Raw genomic sequence first — 17,083 nt, 5'->3', positions numbered from 1 at the left:
CCACAGTGCCAATACCAGGTGAACCTGAGAGGCCACTCACCGTGCTCGACGCCGCGCTGCCCGCCGAACTGCCCATCCTGCTCGACCGCGGCAACGGAACCCCGCTGGCCGTTCAGCTCGCCGACGCGCTGCGCAGGGCCGCGGCCAGCGGTCAGCTCCGGCACGGCGACCGGCTGCCCTCCACCCGCGCGCTGGCCGGGCGGCTCCAGGTCAGCCGGACCGTCACCGCGGCCGCCTACGAACAGCTGCACGCCGAGGGCTGGATCGGCGGCAGGCGCGGCTCCGGCACCTACGTCACCACCACCCCGCCCGCGGTCACCCCCAGCGCCGGACCGGCCAAGCACACCGAGTCCGAGGACACCGGCCTGATCGACCTGATCCCGGGCGCATCCCTGGCCGGTGGCGTGGACCGGGCGGCCTGGCGCCGGGCCTGGCGGGCCGCCGGTGACGTGCCTGCCATGCCCCGCCCGGAACGCGCGGGGCTGCCCGCCTACCGGGAGATCGTGGCCGAGCACCTGCTCCGGCACCGCGGCCTGGTGGTCGGCGCGGGCGCCACCCCGGCCGAGGCGGTGCTGGCCACCCTTGGCACCTCGGCCGCGGTCACCGAACTGGCGGGCGCGCTGTTCCAGCCCGGCGACACGGTGGCCATCGAGGAACCCGGCTACCAGCGCGCGGTCGGCGCGCTGCGCGCCGCGGGCATGCGGGTCATCCCGGCCGAGATCGACGCCGACGGCCTGGTGGTGGACGCACTGCCCAGCGGGATCCGCGCGGTCTACTGCTCCCCGGCGCACCAGTACCCGCTCGGCGGCAGGCTGCCCGCCGCGCGCCGGGTCGAGCTGGTCCGGCGGGCCAGGGCCGAGGGCTGGCTGGTCATCGAGGACGACTACGACGGCGAACTGCGCTACGACGTGGCCCCGCTGCCACTGCTGGCCGCGCTGGCCCCGGACGTGGTGGTGCACCTCGGCACCACCAGCAAGATCCTCTCCGCCAGCCTCGGCGTCGGCTGGATGGTGGCCCCGCCCGAGGTCGCCCGCGCCGTGCTCGACCACCGGCACCGCTGCGGGGTCAGCCCGGCCGCGGCCGGACAGCAGGTCATGGTGCAGCTGGCCCGCAACGGCGATCTCGGCAGGCACCTGCGCCGGCTGCGCCGGGAACTGGCCGAGCGGCGCGAACTCGTGGTCTCCGCACTCTCCGTGGCCGGGGCCCCGGTCTTCGGCGACTCCGCCGGCGGGCACGTGGTGGTGCTGCTGGACTCGCTGGAGACCGAGCGCGCGGTGATCGCCGCCGCCCGCGCCCGCGGCCTGTCCGTGGACGGCCTGGCCCGCCACCACCAGGCCACCCCGCGCTGGCACGGCCTGGCCGTCGGCTACACCAACTGCACCCGCACCCAGCTCACCACCGCCCTCCCCACCCTGGTCGACCTGCTCACCCCCTGACCGCGTGTTGGCCGATCTCGTACCGTGTGTTGGCCGAAATGGGACGGTGTGTTGGCCGAAGTGGACGCCGTGTTGGCCCGAACGGCCGTACAAGTTCGGCCAACACGGCGTACGAGATCGGCCAACACGGCGTACGGGTTTGGGGCGGAATGGTCGCCGTGCGTGCGCGGGTAGGGTCGGGGCCCATGACGCAGCGCAAGACCAGGGTGGCGGTCGTCTTCGGCGGTCGCAGCACTGAGCACACCATCTCCTGTGTGTCCGCAGGCAGCATCCTGACCCACCTGGACCGGGACCGGTTCGAGGTCATCCCGGTGGGCATCTCCCGGGACGGCGCCTGGGTGCTCGGCGCCAGCGACCCCAAGGCGCTGGAGATCCGCGACCGCGTGCTGCCCGAGGTGGACGGCTCCACCGGCGCGCTGGCCCTGCCCGCCGACCCGACCCGGCCGGACCTGGTGCACCTGGGCGCGGACCGTGGCGGCGAGGTGCTCAGCGCGGTCGACGTGGTCTTCCCGGTGCTGCACGGCGCCTACGGCGAGGACGGCACCATCCAGGGCCTGCTGGAGATGGCCGGGCTGCCCTACGTCGGCGCAGGCGTGCTGGCCAGCGCGACCGGCATGGACAAGGAGTTCGCCAAGAAGCTGCTCGCCGCCGAAGGCCTGCGCAACGGCGACTTCGTGGTGCTGCGCCGCGGGGACAAGACCCTCACCGACGCCCAGCGCGAGCGGCTCGGGCTGCCGGTGTTCGTCAAGCCCGCCCGCGCGGGCTCCTCCATCGGCGTCTCCAAGGTCACCGACTGGGACCAGCTCGACGGGGCCATCGCACTGGCCAGGCAGACCGATCCCAAGGTGCTGGTGGAGGCCGGGATCGTGGGCCGGGAGATCGAGTGCGGCGTGCTGGAGTTCCCGGACGGCCGGGTCGAGGCGTCCCTGCCCTCGGAGATCCGGGTGGTCGGCGACACCGAGTTCTACGACTTCGAGTCCAAGTACCTCGACGCCGACGAGGTCTGCGAGTTCGACTTCCCGGCCAAGGTCGACGACGAGGTCTCCGAGGAGATCCGCCGCCAGGCGGTGGCCGCCTTCCACGCGCTGGACTGCCAGGGCCTGGCTCGGGTGGACTTCTTCCTCACCGAGGACAACCAGCTGATCGTCAACGAGGTCAACACGATGCCGGGCTTCACACCGGTCTCGCAGTACCCGCGGATGTGGGCGGTCACCGGGGTGGACTACCCGACCCTGCTGAGCACCCTGATCGACACCGCGATCGCCCGTGGCACCGGCCTGCGCTGATCGACTACTTCGGGGCGGTGCCGGTGTCGACCTTCTGCTGCGGCAACGTGGCGCGGATCGACTCCGACACCCCCTGCAGCGGGCCGGTGCCAGAGGCGGACGGCACGGTGAGCACCACGTAGATCTCCCGGTCCACCGCGACCCAGCTGCTGGCGCCCTGGCCCGGCAGCTCCAGCCACTGCACGCCGGAGATGTCGGCCAGCCTGCTGTCCGGCTTCAGCTCGTCCGGACGGCCGAGGCCGCAGCGCAGGATGACCGGATCCCGTTTCTCGTTGCCCCACACCATGGTGCCCTCCGGTGCGGGCGCGACGATCTCCCTGCGGCCGATCTGCTCGCCGCTGGAGGTCAGCTCCTTGGGCAGTGCCTGGATCAGCCTGCCGCAGGCCGGTGAGGTGGACTGCTCGGCCGGGATCGGCGGCAGCGCGACCGGTCCGGTGCGGATCGGCGCGGGCGTGCTCGAGGTCGGCGCGGCCCCGGAACTGCCGGAGCCGTAGAGCAGACCGAGCGTGCCGACCCCTGCCACCAGCAGCAACGGCAGCGCGATCAGCGCGATCAACAGCGGACGCGGGATGGATCGGTCGTTCGGTGCCACGGAACTAGCCAACCACGACATGCCACCGCGCCCGTCCCCCGGGTCGGGACGGGCGCGGTGGCAGGCCTTCGGTATAGCGCTTACTTGATGTGCACCACAGGGCAGGTCAGCGTGCGGGTGATGCCGTCAACCGCCTGCACCTGGGCGACCACGAGCTGGCCGAGGTCGTCAACGGTGTCCGCCTCCGCGCGCACGATCACGTCGTAGGGCCCGGTCACGTCCTCGGATGTGATCACCCCGGGTATCCCGCCGATGCGCTCGGCCACGGCGGCGGCTTTGCCGACCTCGGTCTGGATGAGGATGTAAGCCTGGACCACGGCGTGCCCCTTCGTCTCGACCGCTGTGCTCGGGGTAGGAATCGTGGGCAGAACTTACCCCAGAGGTGGAAGCAAAGCTCGGAACTGGAGGTCCCTTTGTGCCCGGAGCCGCCGCAGAGTGCGGACACCGTCGCCGATCTGGGTGAGTTCGGGCTTATCCGCCGAGTGACCGATGGCCGTGTGCAACCACCCAGCACCCTGCTCGGTCCGGGCGACGACGCGGCGGTGGTGGCGGCGCCCGACGGACGGGTGGTCGCCTCCACGGACGTGTTGGTCGAGGGCGTGCACTTCCGATTGGACTGGTCCACTCCTGAGCAGGTCGGACGCAAGTCGGTGGCGGTGAACCTGGCCGATGTGGTGGCCATGGGCGCGGTGCCCACCGCGGTGCTCGTCGGCCTGGCCTGCCCGCCCGGCACACCGGTCGCGGTGGCCGAGGGACTGATGGCCGGGATGTGGGAGGAGGCCCGGCTCGCCGGGGCCGGGGTGGTGGGTGGCGACATGGTCACCGCGAAGGAGTTGGTGATCTCCGTCACCGCGCTCGGACACCTGGACGGACTGGACCCGGTGACCCGTTCCGGGGCGCGCCAGGGCGATCTGCTCGCGTACTGCGGACGGCTCGGCTGGGCCGCCGCCGGACTGGCCGTGCTGGGCAGGGGGTTCCGCTCGCCGGTGGCCGTGGTCGGCGCGCAGCGGGTGCCGGAACCGCCGTACGCGGCCGGGGCGCAGGCCGCGCGGGCCGGGGCCACCTCGATGATCGACATCTCCGACGGCCTGCTCGCCGACCTCGGGCACGTGGCCGAGGCATCCGGGGTCGGCCTGGACGTGCGCAGCAAATCCCTTGAGGTGCACCAGCGGCTGCTGGACGTGGCCTCCGCGCTGGGTGCCGATCCACTGCACTGGATGCTCACCGGCGGCGAGGACCACGCGCTGGCCGCCACCTTCCCCGGCGCCGAGGCGGTGCCCGAGGGCTGGACGGTGATCGGGTCGGTGGTGGCCGGTCCGGGGGTGACCGTGGACGGCAGGCCGTACGAGGGCGCGGCGGGCTGGGAGCACTGGCGCCGGGACTGACCTGCGGTGATTGGTCATACAGAAATATGTATTTCCATTCACTCGCGCGGGACGTAAATTGCTTCCCGTGGAACTGCGCACCCTCGCCTACGACCATCCCGACGCCAAGGCGCTGATCGCCGAGGTGCAGCAGGAGTACGTGGTGCGTTACGGCGATGAGGACATCACCCCGGTCACCCCGGCCGAGTTCGCCCCGCCGCGCGGGCTGTTCCTGGTCGGCTACCTCGACGGGGTGCCGATGATCTGCGGCGGCTGGCGCGCGCACGATTCCGACGAGCCCGGCTTCGCCGACGGCGACGCCGAGCTGAAGCGGATGTTCGTGGTGCAGGCCGCCCGTGGCCGGGGCCTGGCCAGGGTGCTGCTGGCCGAGCTGGAACGCACCGCGCTGGCCGCCGGGCGGCGCCGGATGGTGCTGGAGACCGGCACCGAGCAGCCAGAGGCGATCGCCCTCTACAGCTCCAGCGGATACGCCCCGATCGCCAAGTTCGGCGTGTACGCCGGGTATGACAACAGTCGCTGTTTCGGCAAGCGGATCGCCGTTCCGGCGACGGCCGAGTGAACGTTAGAGTTCCGTATGGCCGTCTACGCCCTCGGTGACCTGGAACCGGTAATCCACGAGACCGCCTACGTGCATCCCGATGCCGTGGTGATCGGCAACGTGACGCTCGGCGCGCACGTCTCGGTGTGGCCCACCGCCGTGCTGCGCGGGGACTACGGGCGGATCGAGGTGGGGGAGCGGACGAGTGTGCAGGACGGCACGATCGTGCACTGCACGCACATCCACCCGACCCTGATCGGCGCAGGCTGCGTGGTCGGGCACAACGTGCACATCGAGGGCGCGGTGATCGGCGACGGCTGCCTGATCGGCTCCGGCTCGGTGGTGCTCAACGGTTCGGTGGTCGAGGAAGGCGCGATCGTCGGCGCGGGCGCGGTGGTCTCCAACAACGGCCACGTCCCGGCCCGCAGGCTCGCCGTGGGGGTGCCCGCGAAGATCAAGGAGAACTTCGAGGTGCCGGAGAACGCGGTGCAGCCGGGGGTCGAGCTGTACGTGGCCAACATCAAGGTCTACAAGGACGGGCTGCGCAGGCTCGACTGACAGCCGTACGGGTGACCCCGGCTCCGGTCACCCCCAGAGTGTCGGCCCTCGGCGTAGGCTTGATCGCGGGCGGGCAGTTGTCTGCCCGGACACAGGTGTTCGATGTTTCTGGGGGCAGGAACATGTTGTCGAGGTTCCACGCGCGCTGTGCCGCGCCACTACGGAGTACCGAGTCCAGACCCGCGCTCGCGCTGCAGCGGTTCACCGCTCGCGGTGAGCAGGTGCTGGCCGAGGTGGTGCTGGCCGATCCGACCACCGCCGCGCCACTGGCGTCATTGCCGATCGGCGCGGTCAACGAGGCATTGCCGGTGCACCGGGCGGTGCCGGTGACCATGCACGGCGTTCCCGAGGCAGGCGCGCGGATCAGCGTGCGGCTGGCCGACGGCGAGTCGTTGCCGGCCTGTACCGCGGTGCGGCCCAAGCGGATCCAGCCCAGGCTGGTCGAGTTCAACCCCGGCTACCCGCCCCGGCCGCCTGCCGACGGCAGGCGCTGGGAGGCCGCCTACGCCGTGCCGGTGATCGGCAGCCACGGCCGCTCGCTGGTGCTGGGCGACCCGGTGACCGGCAGCCCGCTGGTCGCGGCCGCGCTCTGCGATGTGGCGGCCCGGCAGCTGGTGGCGGCCGAGGCGGTGCTGGTGGGGTACGACCCGGCCGAGCACACCGACGTCATCAGCGCGGTCACCGAGGACGCCGCCGCGCTGTTCCTGCGGGCCTGGCCACGGCCGTTGCCGTTGCGCCACCGGCAACTCCGGCTGCGGCGACGCACGGTGAGCGCCTGACCCGCTGGTCCGCGCCTGGCGGTACGTCGCTAGGGTCACGTTCCGTGGTTGGACGTCCGCTACACGAGATCATGGAAGCCGGTTGGGCCAAGGCGCTCGACCCGGTTGCCGACCGGATCGGCTCGATGGGGGAGTTCCTCCGGGAGGAGATCGCCGCTGACCGGCGATACCTACCCGCGGGGGAGAACGTGCTACGCGCGTTCAAGCAACCCTTCGACGAGGTGCGCGTGCTCATCGTCGGGCAGGACCCCTACCCGACCCCCGGCCACGCCATCGGCCTGTCCTTCTCGGTGGCCGCCGACGTACGCCCCCTGCCGAAGAGCTTGATCAACATCTACCGCGAGTACGGCGAGGACCTGGGCCACCCCCCACCCCCCAACGGCGACCTGTCCCCCTGGACGGAGCGCGGCGTCCTGCTGCTCAACCGGTCTCTCACGGTGGCCCCCGGCCGCCCCGCCTCCCACCGAGGCAAGGGCTGGGAACAGGTGACCGAACAAGCCATCGTCGCCCTGGCAGGCCGAGGCACCCCCCTGGTAGCCATCCTCTGGGGCCGAGACGCCCGAGAACTCAAGCCCCTCCTGGGCGGCGTCCCCTGCATCGAGTCGGCCCACCCGTCCCCGATGTCAGCAGACCGAGGCTTCTTCGGCTCCCGCCCCTTCACCCGCGCCAACACCCTGCTCGAAGAACAGGGCGCGGCCCCCATCGACTGGAAGCTCTGACCCACAACGGCCAACACACCGTCCCGCAACGGCCAACACGCGCAGAGCTTCCGGCGTGTTGGCCGTTGTTGTACGGAGTGTTGGCCGTTGTGGGACACCACGTTGGCCGTTCTTGTACGCCTTGGGCGATTGCGGCCGGGCGAAGCCCGAGGACAGGCGGCCGGGGTGGCTTTTCAACACTCCCCGAGCGGTTCCCCCATCCCCGTCAGCCTGGAGAGGACACACCACATCCCGGGTGCGCAGACCGCAACCTGCCGCCGCCCTAGCTTCCCAACCGCAACGGTCTGCGTGCCCGGGATGTGGTTTGGTATCGGAGGGCTGACGGGGATGGGGGAACCGTACGAGCACTGCTCTTGCTCTTCATCTCTGCCCTTGTTCTTGATTTCCCCCCCATCCTTTGATTTCTGCCCGTCCGGCGAGGACGATCTTGATCTTGACTTTGGGTTTTAGATCAAGATCAAAAGACAAAGGATGGCCTCGCCGGCCGGGCAGACCACCGGAGGGGGGAGGGCAGATCAAGAACCGGGATGAGCAGGTTGCGGGGCGGGGTTTGGGCTGCCGGGGCCGGTTCCAGCGTGGCTCCGAGGGCTCGCGTGTTCTCCGCACGGCCTTCCGCAAGCCAACCACACCTCACCGAGCGGCCCCCGTCACGATGGGAAGCTAGGGCGGAAGCAGGTTGCAGGGGCCACTCGGCGAGGCGCGGTCAGCAAGCTCCAGGCCGTACGGAGAACACGCGAGAACCCTCGTCGTGGGGGTTTACCCCCAACCCCAAACCCCAACCCCCGGCCTGCGGCCGTACAACAACGGCCAACGACCCGTCCCACAACGGCCAACACTCCGTACAAGAACGGCCAACACTCCGTACGACAACGGCCAACACTCGGGATGATCTTGCTCGGCAGACAGCGAGAGGCCCGGACCACTGATGTGATCCGGGCCTCTCGCCGAAGCTGCGGCCGAACTCAGCCGCGGGCGACCTTGCCCGCCTTGAGGCAGGAGGTGCACACGTTCAGGCGCTTGCGCTGCGACAGGCCGATCTTCGCGCGCACGGTCTGAATGTTCGGGTTCCACCGGCGGTTGGTCCTCCGGTGGGAGTGCGAGACCGACTTGCCGAAGCCCGGCCCCTTGCTACAGACGTCGCAAACGGCAGCCACGTCAGACACTCCTTACACGTTGTTCTACAGAGTCCGCGATGCCAGCTGGCAAAAACGGGCGCACGTACCCGGGTGCGGATGCGTGCATGAGCCCAGGCCGAGCCGGGCAACCCCGACAGCGTATCTGGTGCACGCACGCCCAACCAAACCGGCCCTACCGACTAGTCTCGCGTGCAACATCTAGAGGGAGGCGGCCGCAGGTGTTGCAGGTGCTCGACGCGGTCGCGGTGCGGGGGTGGGCCGCGGCCTGCGTGCAGGCGCTGACCGCCGACCGCGAGGCGATCGACCGCATCAACGTCTTCCCGGTGCCCGACGGGGACACCGGCAGCAATCTGCTGCACACCATGCGGGCCGCGCTGGAGGCCCTGGACCAGGTCATCGCGGTGGACGGCGGGTCGGCACTGGCCGCGCTGGCCAAGGGCGCGCTGGCGGGGGCGCGCGGCAACTCCGGGGTGATCCTGTCCCAGGTGTTGCGTGGGCTGGCCGAGGCGTTGCGCCTGGACGGCACGCTCACCGGGCCCGCGCTCAAGGACGGACTCCGGCTGGCCGATCGGCTGGCCACCGCCGCGGTCAGCGAACCGGCCCCTGGCACCGTGCTCAGCGTCATGCACGCCGCCGCCGAGGCCGCCGCCGTGGCGGGCGAGACCCTGGACCAGGTGGCCTTCGCCGCCAGCACCGCCGCGGCCGACGCCCTGGCCCGCACCCCCAGCCAGCTCCCCGCACTGGCCCGCGCGGGCGTGGTCGACGCGGGTGGCCGCGGGTTGCTGGTGCTGCTGGAAACCCTCACCGCCGTGGTCACCGGCCTGCCTCTGCCCTCATCCGCCCGGTTCGACGCCCTGGTCCGGCGTGGCAAGGCCGAACTCCAGGCCACCCGCGAGGCGGGTTCGGCCGAGTACGACTACGAGGTCATGTACCTGCTGGACAGCACCGACGACACCCGCTGCGCCGCCCTGCGCGCCCGGCTGAGCGAACTGGGCGACTGCGTCTCCGTGGTCTCCGACGGCGCGGGTCTGTGGACCGTGCACGTGCACTGCCAGGACGTGGGCGCGGCCGTCGAGGCGGGGGTGGAGGCGGGCAGGCCGCACCGGATCACCGTGATCCGCTTCGCCGACCAGCTGCCCACCGAGCCCACCGGCCTGCTGCGCGACCGCGCGGTGGTGGTGCTCGCCGACGGGGACGGGCTGGCCGAGCTGTTCCGCGGCGAGGGCGCGGTGGTCTGCCAGTGGACCGGGCAGCGGCCCGCCGCGGCCGAACTGCTGGCCACCCTCACCGGTGCCGGCGCCAAGCACATCGTGGTGCTGCCCAACGATCCCGAGCTGACCATGATCGCCGAGGACGCCGCCGAGCACGCCATGCGCTCCGGCTACGACGTGGTCGTGGTGCCCACCGCCTCCCCGGTGCAGGGCCTGGCCGCGCTGGCCGTGCACGACCCGCAGCGGCGGCACGGCGACGACGTGGTGGCGATGGCCGAGGCCGCCGCGGCCACCCGGCGCGGCGAACTGGCCGTCGCCCAGGCCGAGGCGATCACCTGGGCCGGGCGCTGCCGTCCTGGCGACCTGCTCGGCATGATCGACCGCGAGGTCGTCCTGATCAGCGCCGATCCGGCCCCTGCCGTGTGCGAGCTGCTGGACCGGATGCTCTCCGCGGGCGGCGAACTGGTCACCCTGCTGCTCGGCGCGGCCGCGCCGCCGGAGCTGGTCGGCGAGGTCGAGGAACACCTGCGCCGCGCCCACCCCGAGGTCGACCTGGCCGCGTACTCGGGTGGTCCGCGCGGCGCGATGGTGTTGCTGGGCGTCGAATAGTCAGTGCCACGCGGTTGAATGGACGGCGATGACCACCTTCGACGACCGGCTGGACCACGTGCTCGGGGCCAAGACCGCCGAGGCCCTGGACAAAGGCCTGAACCTGCGCACCGTCGGCGACCTGCTCCGGCACTACCCGCGCCGCTACGCCGAGCGCGGCGAGCTGACCAGCATCGCCGGACTGGAGATCGGCGAGCACGCCACCGTGCTGGCCGAGGTCCGCTCCACCACGGTGCGCCGGATGAAGACCAAGTACGGCTCGATCGTGGAGTCCACGATCACCGACGGCCAGCGGGCTATGACCATCGCCTTCTTCAACCAGCCGCACCGGGCCAAGGACCTGGTGGTCGGCAAGCGCGGGCTGTTCGCGGGCAAGGTCACCTCCTTCAACGGCGCGCTCCAGCTCGCCCACCCCGACTACAAGCTGCTCGGCGCGGACGAGGACGACTCGGTCGCCGACGAGTTCGCCCGCGGCCTGATCCCGGTCTACCCGGCCAGCAAGGGCATCGAGACCTGGGTGGTGGAGAAGTGCGTGCGCCAGGTCCTGGACCTGTGGGACGGCACCGAGGACCCGCTGCCGGAGGTGGTGCGCGCCCGGCACGGCCTGGCCGACCTGTCCGGCTCGCTGCGCAAGGTGCACCGGCCTGCCGACTGGGCCGAGGTGACCAGCGCGCGCAACCGGCTCAAGTGGGATGAGGCGCTGGCCGTGCAGCTGGTGCTGGCCCAGCGCCGGATCGTCTCCGGCGCCCGGCCGGCCCCGCGCTGCGCGCCCCGCCCGGACGGCGTGCTCGCCGACTTCGACAAGCAGCTCCCGTTCCAGCTCACCGCCGGTCAGCAGGAGGTCGGCGAGGCGGTCGCGACCGACCTCTCCGGTGAGCACCCGATGAACCGGCTGCTGCAGGGCGAGGTCGGCTCCGGCAAGACCATCGTCGCGCTGCGGGCGATGCTGCAGGTGGTGGACGCGGGCAGGCAGGCGGCCATGCTCGCCCCGACCGAGGTGCTGGCCGCCCAGCACGCCCGCTCACTGGCCGAGATGCTCGGCGACCTGGCCCGCGCTGGCGAACTCGGCGCGCCAGGCCACGCCACCAGGCTCACCCTGCTCACCGGCTCGATGAGCACCAAGGAACGCAGGCAGGCGATGCTGGACATCGCCTCCGGCACGGCCGGGATCGTGGTCGGCACGCACGCGCTGATCCAGGACAAGGTCATCTTCGCCGACCTGGGCCTGGTCGTGGTGGACGAACAGCACCGCTTCGGCGTGGAGCAGCGGGACGCGCTGCGCACCAGGGCCGGCGAGGGCACCAGCCCGCACGTGCTGGTCATGACCGCCACCCCGATCCCGCGCACGGTGGCCATGACCGTCTACGGCGACCTGGAGGTCTCCGCACTGCGTGAGCTGCCCCGCGGCCGCTCCCCGATCAGCACCAACGTGGTGCCGACCGCGGAGAAGCCGGCCTGGCTGGACCGGGTCTGGCAGCGCATCACCGAGGAGGTCCGCGCAGGTCACCAGGCATATGTGGTCTGCCCGCGGATCGGTGAGGCCGAAGCCGAGGACGACATCGACGGCGCCGACGACCCGAGCCTGGAGCCGCCCAAGGAGGACAAGGGCGGCAAGGGCGACCGCCGCCCGCCGCTGGCCGTGCTGGACGTGGCCCCCGCACTGGCCGCCGGACCCCTGGCCGGCCTCAACGTCGGCATCCTGCACGGCCGCCTGGCGCCGGAGGACAAGGACACCGTGATGCGCGGTTTCGCCGACGGCAAGGTCCAGGTCCTGGTGGCCACCACCGTGGTCGAGGTCGGCGTGAACGTGCCCAACGCCACCGTGATGGCGATCATGGACGCGGACCGCTTCGGCGTCAGCCAGCTGCACCAGCTGCGCGGCCGGGTCGGCCGGGGCAGCGCGGCCGGGCTCTGCCTGCTGGTCTCCGAGGCCCCCGGCGGCACCGCGACCAGGGAACGCCTGGACGCGGTCGCGGCCACCACCGACGGCTTCGAGCTGGCCCAGATGGACCTGGAACTCCGCCGCGAGGGCGACATCCTGGGCACCACCCAGTCCGGCGCCAAGTCCACCCTCAAGATGCTGTCCCTGCTCCGCGACGAGGACGTCATCGCCACCGCCCGCACCGAGGCGGTGGCCCTGCTCACCGAGGACCCGGAACTACGCGCCTACCCCGGCCTGGCCGGGCTGCTGCAGTCCCTGGTCGACGCGGAGAAGGCCGAGTACCTCGAGAAGGCCTAACCCACCGGCCAGATCCGGATCACCCAGTTCTCCACCCCGTGCGCGTAGGACCCCGGCCCGAGCGCCTGGATGTCCGCCCGCCCGCGGGAGGCCGCGTCGATCCGGTACCGCCCCGGCACCGGCAACGACAGCCGCGCGGTCTCGCTCACCGTGACCACCGGTCCGAGCACCAGCTCCGCGCTGCCCGCCAGCACCTCCACCGCGCCCTTGGCGTCCCAGCCCTCGGCGGTGGAGCGCAGCGGCTCGCCGTCCCACAGCTCCACCCGCACCGCCGCGTAGTGCGTGCTCGCGGCGCTGCGGAAGACCGCGTGGCCCAGGTCGGCGTGCACCAGGTCGCGGTCCACCGGGTCCGGTGGCAGGCTGGGCGCCGGGCCGCGGTCGTCGTGCAGCGTGAAGTGGTCGTTCTCCACCAGAACCGACTGGGCGATGCTGGACACGACTCTTGCCATCACGACCTCTGCTCGTCCGGCCCCCCTGCGTACGGGGGGTCACTGTGCGCGACGGACCTGGTCGGGTCAACGTCGCACCCGTCCACCGGAGGTTTTGCGCGATCGAACGACCCAGTTGGGGGCCGGTTGCGCACATCAGGGGAGACGCCCGTCACCTGGGATGGTTCTCCCGACTGGCGGGAGTACCGCGATACGGTGCTTCGGCTGGCCTGTCCGCCACCAGGAGGAGCTGGTTATGTTCCGGAAGGTCCTTGTCGCCAACCGCGGCGAGATCGCTATCCGCGCGTTCCGCGCGGCATACGAACTCGGCGCTGGCACTGTGGCCGTGTTCCCCCATGAGGACCGCAACTCCCTGCACCGGTTGAAGGCCGACGAGGCCTACGAGATCGGTGATCCGGGGCACCCGGTGCGGGCATACCTGTCCGTGGAAGAGGTGATCAAGGCCGCGCGCAAGGCGGGCGCGGACGCGATCTACCCCGGCTACGGCTTCCTCTCGGAGAACCCCGACCTGTCGCACGCCTGCCGGGAAGCCGGGATCACCTTCGTGGGGCCGACCCCCGAGGTGCTCCAGCTCACCGGCAACAAGGCCCGCGCGATCGCCGCGGCCAAGGCGGCCGGCCTGCCGGTGCTCGGCTCGTCCGCGCCATCGGCCGACGTCGAGGAGCTGCTGGCCGCGGCAGAGGGGGTCGGGTTCCCGGTCTTCGTCAAGGCCGTCGCCGGTGGCGGCGGACGCGGTATGCGCCGGGTCGAACGGCCGGAGGGGCTGCGCGAGGCCCTGGAGGCGGCGATGCGGGAGGCCGAATCGGCCTTCGGCGACGCCACCGTGTTCCTGGAGCAGGCCGTGGTCGAACCACGGCACATCGAGGTGCAGATCCTCGCCGACGCCGCCGGCAACGTGATCCACCTCTACGAGCGCGACTGCTCGGTGCAGCGGCGGCACCAGAAGGTCATCGAGATCGCCCCCGCGCCCAACCTTGACCCCGAGCTGCGGGCCAGGATCTGCGCGGACGCGGTCGCCTTCGCCCGCCAGATCGGCTACGTCAACGCCGGCACGGTCGAGTTCCTGCTGGACCGGCAGGGCAAGCACGTCTTCATCGAGATGAACCCGCGCATCCAGGTCGAGCACACGGTGACCGAGGAGGTCACCGACGTCGACCTGGTGCAGGCCCAGATCCGGATCGCCTCCGGGGAGACCCTGGCCGACCTCGGTCTGACCCAGGAGTCGATCGTCCTGCACGGCGCGGCGCTGCAGTGCCGGATCACCACCGAGGACCCGGCCAACGGCTTCCGCCCGGACACCGGCCGGATCACCGCCTACCGCTCGCCCGGCGGCTCCGGCGTGCGCCTGGACGGCGGCACCACCTTCGCCGGCACCGCGATCTCGGCGCACTTCGACTCGATGCTGGTCAAGCTGACCTGTCGCGGGCGCAACTTCGCCATCGCGGTGGCGAAGTCCCGGCGCGCGGTGGCCGAGTTCCGCATCCGCGGTGTGTCCACCAACATCCCGTTCCTGCAGGCGGTGCTCGACGACGTCGACTTCCAGGAAGGCAGGGTCACCACCTCCTTCATCGAGCAGCGCCCGCACCTGCTGACCGCCCGGCACTCCGCCGACCGCGGCACCCGGCTGCTCACCTACCTCGCCGACGTCACCGTCAACAAGCCCAACGGCGTCCGGCCGAGCACGGTGGACCCGGCGCAGAAGCTGCCCTTCGCCGACCTCAACGCCACCCCGGCCGCTGGCACCCGGCAGAAGTTGATCGAACTGGGACCACGCGGGTTCGCCGGCTGGCTGCGCAGCAACGCCGCGGTCGGCGTCACCGACACCACCTTCCGGGACGCGCACCAGTCCCTGCTGGCCACCCGGGTCCGCTCCAAGGACCTGCTGGCGGTGGCCCCGCACGTGGCCCGGCTGACCCCGGAGCTGTTCTCGCTGGAGTGCTGGGGTGGCGCGACCTATGACGTGGCGCTGCGCTTCCTGGCCGAGGACCCGTGGGAGCGGCTGGCCGCGCTGCGCGAGGCGGTGCCCAACATCTGCCTGCAGATGCTGCTGCGCGGGCGCAACACGGTCGGCTACACGCCGTACCCGGAGGCGGTGACGCAGGCCTTCGTGGAGGAGGCCACCGCCACCGGCATCGACATCTTCCGCATCTTCGACGCGCTCAACGACGTCGAGCAGATGATCCCGGCGATCCGCGCGGTGCAGGACACCGGAACCGCGATCGCCGAGGTCGCGCTCTGCTACACCGCGGACCTGTCGGATCCGAACGAGAAGCTGTACACGCTGGACTACTACCTGCGGCTGGCCGAGCAGATGGTCACCGCAGGGGCGCACATCCTCTGCGTCAAGGACATGGCCGGACTGCTCCGCCCGCCCGCCGCGGCCACCCTGGTCTCGGCGCTGCGCAAGGAGTTCGACCTGCCGGTGCACCTGCACACCCACGACACCCCCGGTGGCCAGCTCGCCACCTACACCGCCGCGATCGCGGCCGGGGTGGACGCGGTGGACGGCGCGGCCGCGTCCATGGCGGGCACCACCTCGCAGCCCGCGCTGTCCGCGATCGTCGCGGCCACCGACCACACCGAGCGCGAGACCGGTCTGGACCTGCGCGCGGTGTGCGACCTGGAGCCGTACTGGGAGGCGGTGCGGCGGATCTACACCCCGTTCGAGTCCGGCCTGCCCTCGCCGACCGGCCGGGTGTACAGCCACGAGATCCCCGGCGGCCAGCTCTCCAACCTGCGCCAGCAGGCCATCGCACTGGGCCTCGGCGAGAAGTTCGAGCAGATCGAGGCCACCTACGCCGCCGCCGACCGGATGCTGGGCCGCCTGGTCAAGGTGACCCCGTCCTCCAAGGTCGTCGGCGACCTGGCGCTGCACCTGGTCGGCGCCGGGGTCGCGCCGGAGGAGTTCGAGGAGGAGCCGGGCCGTTTCGACATCCCGGACTCGGTGATCGGCTTCCTCTCCGGCGAACTGGGCGACCCGCCCGGCGGCTGGCCGGAACCCTTCCGCACCAAGGCCCTGGCCGGCCGCAAGGAACCGCGCCGGGTAGCCGAGCTGACCGACGACGACCGCCGTGGCCTGGAAACCGACCGCAGGCAGACCCTGAACCGGCTGCTCTTCCCGGCCCCCGCCAAGGAGTTCACCACCCACCGCGAGGCATACGGCAACACCAGCGTGCTCCGCAGCAAGGACTTCTTCTACGGCCTGCGCCCGGGGGAGGAGTACTCGGTCGACCTGGAACCCGGCGTCCGCCTGCTCATCGGCCTGGAGGCCATCGGCGAGGCCGACGACCGCGGCATGCGCACGGTGATGGCCACCCTCAACGGCCAGCTCCGCCCGATCGCGGTCCGCGACCGCTCGGTCGCCGCGGACGTCCCGCAGGCGGAGAAGGCCGACCGCGGCAACGCCGACCACGTGCCGGCGCCCTTCGCCGGCGTGGTCACGCTGACCGTGGGCGAGGGCGACGAGGTGGAGTCCGGCCAGACCGTGGCCACCATCGAGGCGATGAAGATGGAGGCCGCCATCACCTCGCCGAAGGCAGGCACGGTCAAGCGCCTGGCCATCGGCAAGGTCCAGCAGGTCGAGGGCGGGGACCTGCTGATCGAACTCGGCTGAGGCGGCTCCCGCTGAACGACTGCTCTCCCCCGGTCAGGCTCTGCTCGACGGAGTCCGGCCGGGGGAGAGCTTTGTACCGGGACACCGCAGGCCGAGTGTTGGCCGTTGTGGACACCGGGCGGGCGGGCGAAGCCCGGAGCGGTGAGCGTTGGGGGCAGGCGGGCGAAGCCCGGGAACACTGCGGCTAGGCGGTTCGAACGCGCCGCGACCGGGCGGAGCCCGCACCAGCAGCCGGGGTGGCTTTTCAAACCCCACCCGAGCGGTTCCCCATCCCCGTCAGCCTGGAGAGGACACACCGCATCCCAGCCAGCGGCCCCGCAACCTGCCGCCGCCCTAGCCTCCCAACCGCAGGGGGCCGCTGGCTGGGATGTGGTTTGGTATCGGAGGGCTGACGGGGATGGGGAACCGCACCTGAGCACTGTTCTCTGCTCTTGATTTTCTCCCCCCATCCTTTGATTTCTGCCCGTCCGGCGAGGACGCCCTTGATCTTGATCTTCCGCTCGTGCACCAACCCGCCCACAACGGCCAACACC

At 71.6% G+C, this 17,083-nt stretch carries 14 protein-coding genes; 10 read left to right on the top strand and 4 right to left on the bottom strand.

The features are described from left to right. Nucleotides 1-41: 41 nt before the first annotated feature. Both HNR67_RS41425 and HNR67_RS41420 read left to right on the top strand, forming a co-directional pair. Nucleotides 42-1,436, top strand: a complete 1,395-nt coding sequence (locus HNR67_RS41425; RefSeq protein WP_185009191.1) for an aminotransferase-like domain-containing protein — start codon at nt 42-44, stop codon at nt 1,434-1,436. 185 nt (nt 1,437-1,621) lie between these two features. Next, on the top strand, nt 1,622-2,722 hold the full coding sequence (locus tag HNR67_RS41420; RefSeq protein WP_185009189.1) for a D-alanine--D-alanine ligase family protein: 1,101 nt from the start codon (nt 1,622-1,624) through the stop codon (nt 2,720-2,722). A gap of 4 nt (nt 2,723-2,726) precedes the next feature. On the opposite strand, the gene HNR67_RS41415 is transcribed toward HNR67_RS41420, so the two are convergent. Together HNR67_RS41415 and HNR67_RS41410 are read right to left on the bottom strand one after the other, a co-directional pair. Next, nucleotides 2,727-3,314 (bottom strand): DUF3515 domain-containing protein, encoded by a 588-nt coding sequence (locus HNR67_RS41415; protein WP_312989295.1) that lies wholly within the window; start codon nt 3,312-3,314, stop codon nt 2,727-2,729. 80 nt (nt 3,315-3,394) lie between these two features. Then, the gene (locus HNR67_RS41410) at nt 3,395-3,631 is read right to left on the bottom strand and encodes an Lrp/AsnC family transcriptional regulator (RefSeq protein ID WP_185009185.1); all 237 of its coding nucleotides are present in this window, start codon (nt 3,629-3,631) and stop codon (nt 3,395-3,397) included. A gap of 96 nt (nt 3,632-3,727) precedes the next feature. On the opposite strand from HNR67_RS41410, the gene HNR67_RS41405 reads away from it, so the two are divergent. From HNR67_RS41405 to HNR67_RS41385, 5 genes are all read left to right on the top strand, one after another. Continuing rightward, nucleotides 3,728-4,699: a thiamine-phosphate kinase gene (locus tag HNR67_RS41405; protein WP_185009183.1), complete on the top strand. Its 972-nt coding sequence runs from the start codon at nt 3,728-3,730 to the stop codon at nt 4,697-4,699. Between the two features lie 67 nt (nt 4,700-4,766). Beyond that, the gene (locus tag HNR67_RS41400) at nt 4,767-5,258 is read left to right on the top strand and encodes a GNAT family N-acetyltransferase (protein WP_185009181.1); all 492 of its coding nucleotides are present in this window, start codon (nt 4,767-4,769) and stop codon (nt 5,256-5,258) included. 15 nt (nt 5,259-5,273) lie between these two features. Further along, a complete protein-coding gene (locus HNR67_RS41395) occupies nt 5,274-5,795 on the top strand; it encodes a gamma carbonic anhydrase family protein (RefSeq protein ID WP_185009179.1) in 522 nt (173 codons plus the stop codon). Nucleotides 5,796-5,917: 122 nt separating this feature from the next. Further along, entirely contained in the window at nt 5,918-6,574 is a 657-nt protein-coding gene (locus HNR67_RS41390; RefSeq protein WP_185009177.1) for a hypothetical protein, read from the top strand. 44 nt (nt 6,575-6,618) lie between these two features. Continuing rightward, nucleotides 6,619-7,293, top strand: a complete 675-nt coding sequence (locus HNR67_RS41385; protein ID WP_185009175.1) for a uracil-DNA glycosylase — start codon at nt 6,619-6,621, stop codon at nt 7,291-7,293. A gap of 962 nt (nt 7,294-8,255) precedes the next feature. Here the strand turns inward: HNR67_RS41385 and rpmB are convergent. Continuing rightward, the gene (rpmB, locus tag HNR67_RS41380) at nt 8,256-8,447 is read right to left on the bottom strand and encodes a 50S ribosomal protein L28 (protein ID WP_185009173.1); all 192 of its coding nucleotides are present in this window, start codon (nt 8,445-8,447) and stop codon (nt 8,256-8,258) included. Between the two features lie 200 nt (nt 8,448-8,647). Between rpmB and HNR67_RS41375 the strand changes: the two genes are divergently transcribed. Beyond that, complete coding sequence (locus tag HNR67_RS41375) at nt 8,648-10,249, top strand: DAK2 domain-containing protein (protein WP_312989294.1); 1,602 nt, start codon at nt 8,648-8,650, stop codon at nt 10,247-10,249. A 28-nt stretch (nt 10,250-10,277) separates the two neighbouring features. Next, entirely contained in the window at nt 10,278-12,488 is a 2,211-nt protein-coding gene (recG, locus tag HNR67_RS41370; RefSeq protein WP_185009171.1) for an ATP-dependent DNA helicase RecG, read from the top strand. Here the strand turns inward: recG and HNR67_RS41365 are convergent. After that, nucleotides 12,485-12,937, bottom strand: a complete 453-nt coding sequence (locus HNR67_RS41365) for a hypothetical protein (protein ID WP_185009169.1) — start codon at nt 12,935-12,937, stop codon at nt 12,485-12,487. The genes recG and HNR67_RS41365 overlap by 4 nt on opposite strands. A gap of 235 nt (nt 12,938-13,172) precedes the next feature. On the opposite strand from HNR67_RS41365, the gene HNR67_RS41360 reads away from it, so the two are divergent. Beyond that, nucleotides 13,173-16,550, top strand: coding sequence for a pyruvate carboxylase (locus HNR67_RS41360; RefSeq protein WP_185009167.1), 3,378 nt, complete (start codon nt 13,173-13,175; stop codon nt 16,548-16,550). The last annotated feature ends 533 nt before the right edge of the window (nt 16,551-17,083 follow it).

It is taken from the genome of Crossiella cryophila (genome assembly GCF_014204915.1).
Lineage (GTDB): Bacteria > Actinomycetota > Actinomycetes > Mycobacteriales > Pseudonocardiaceae > Crossiella > Crossiella cryophila.
This window is presented reverse-complemented; position numbering and strand designations above follow the sequence as displayed.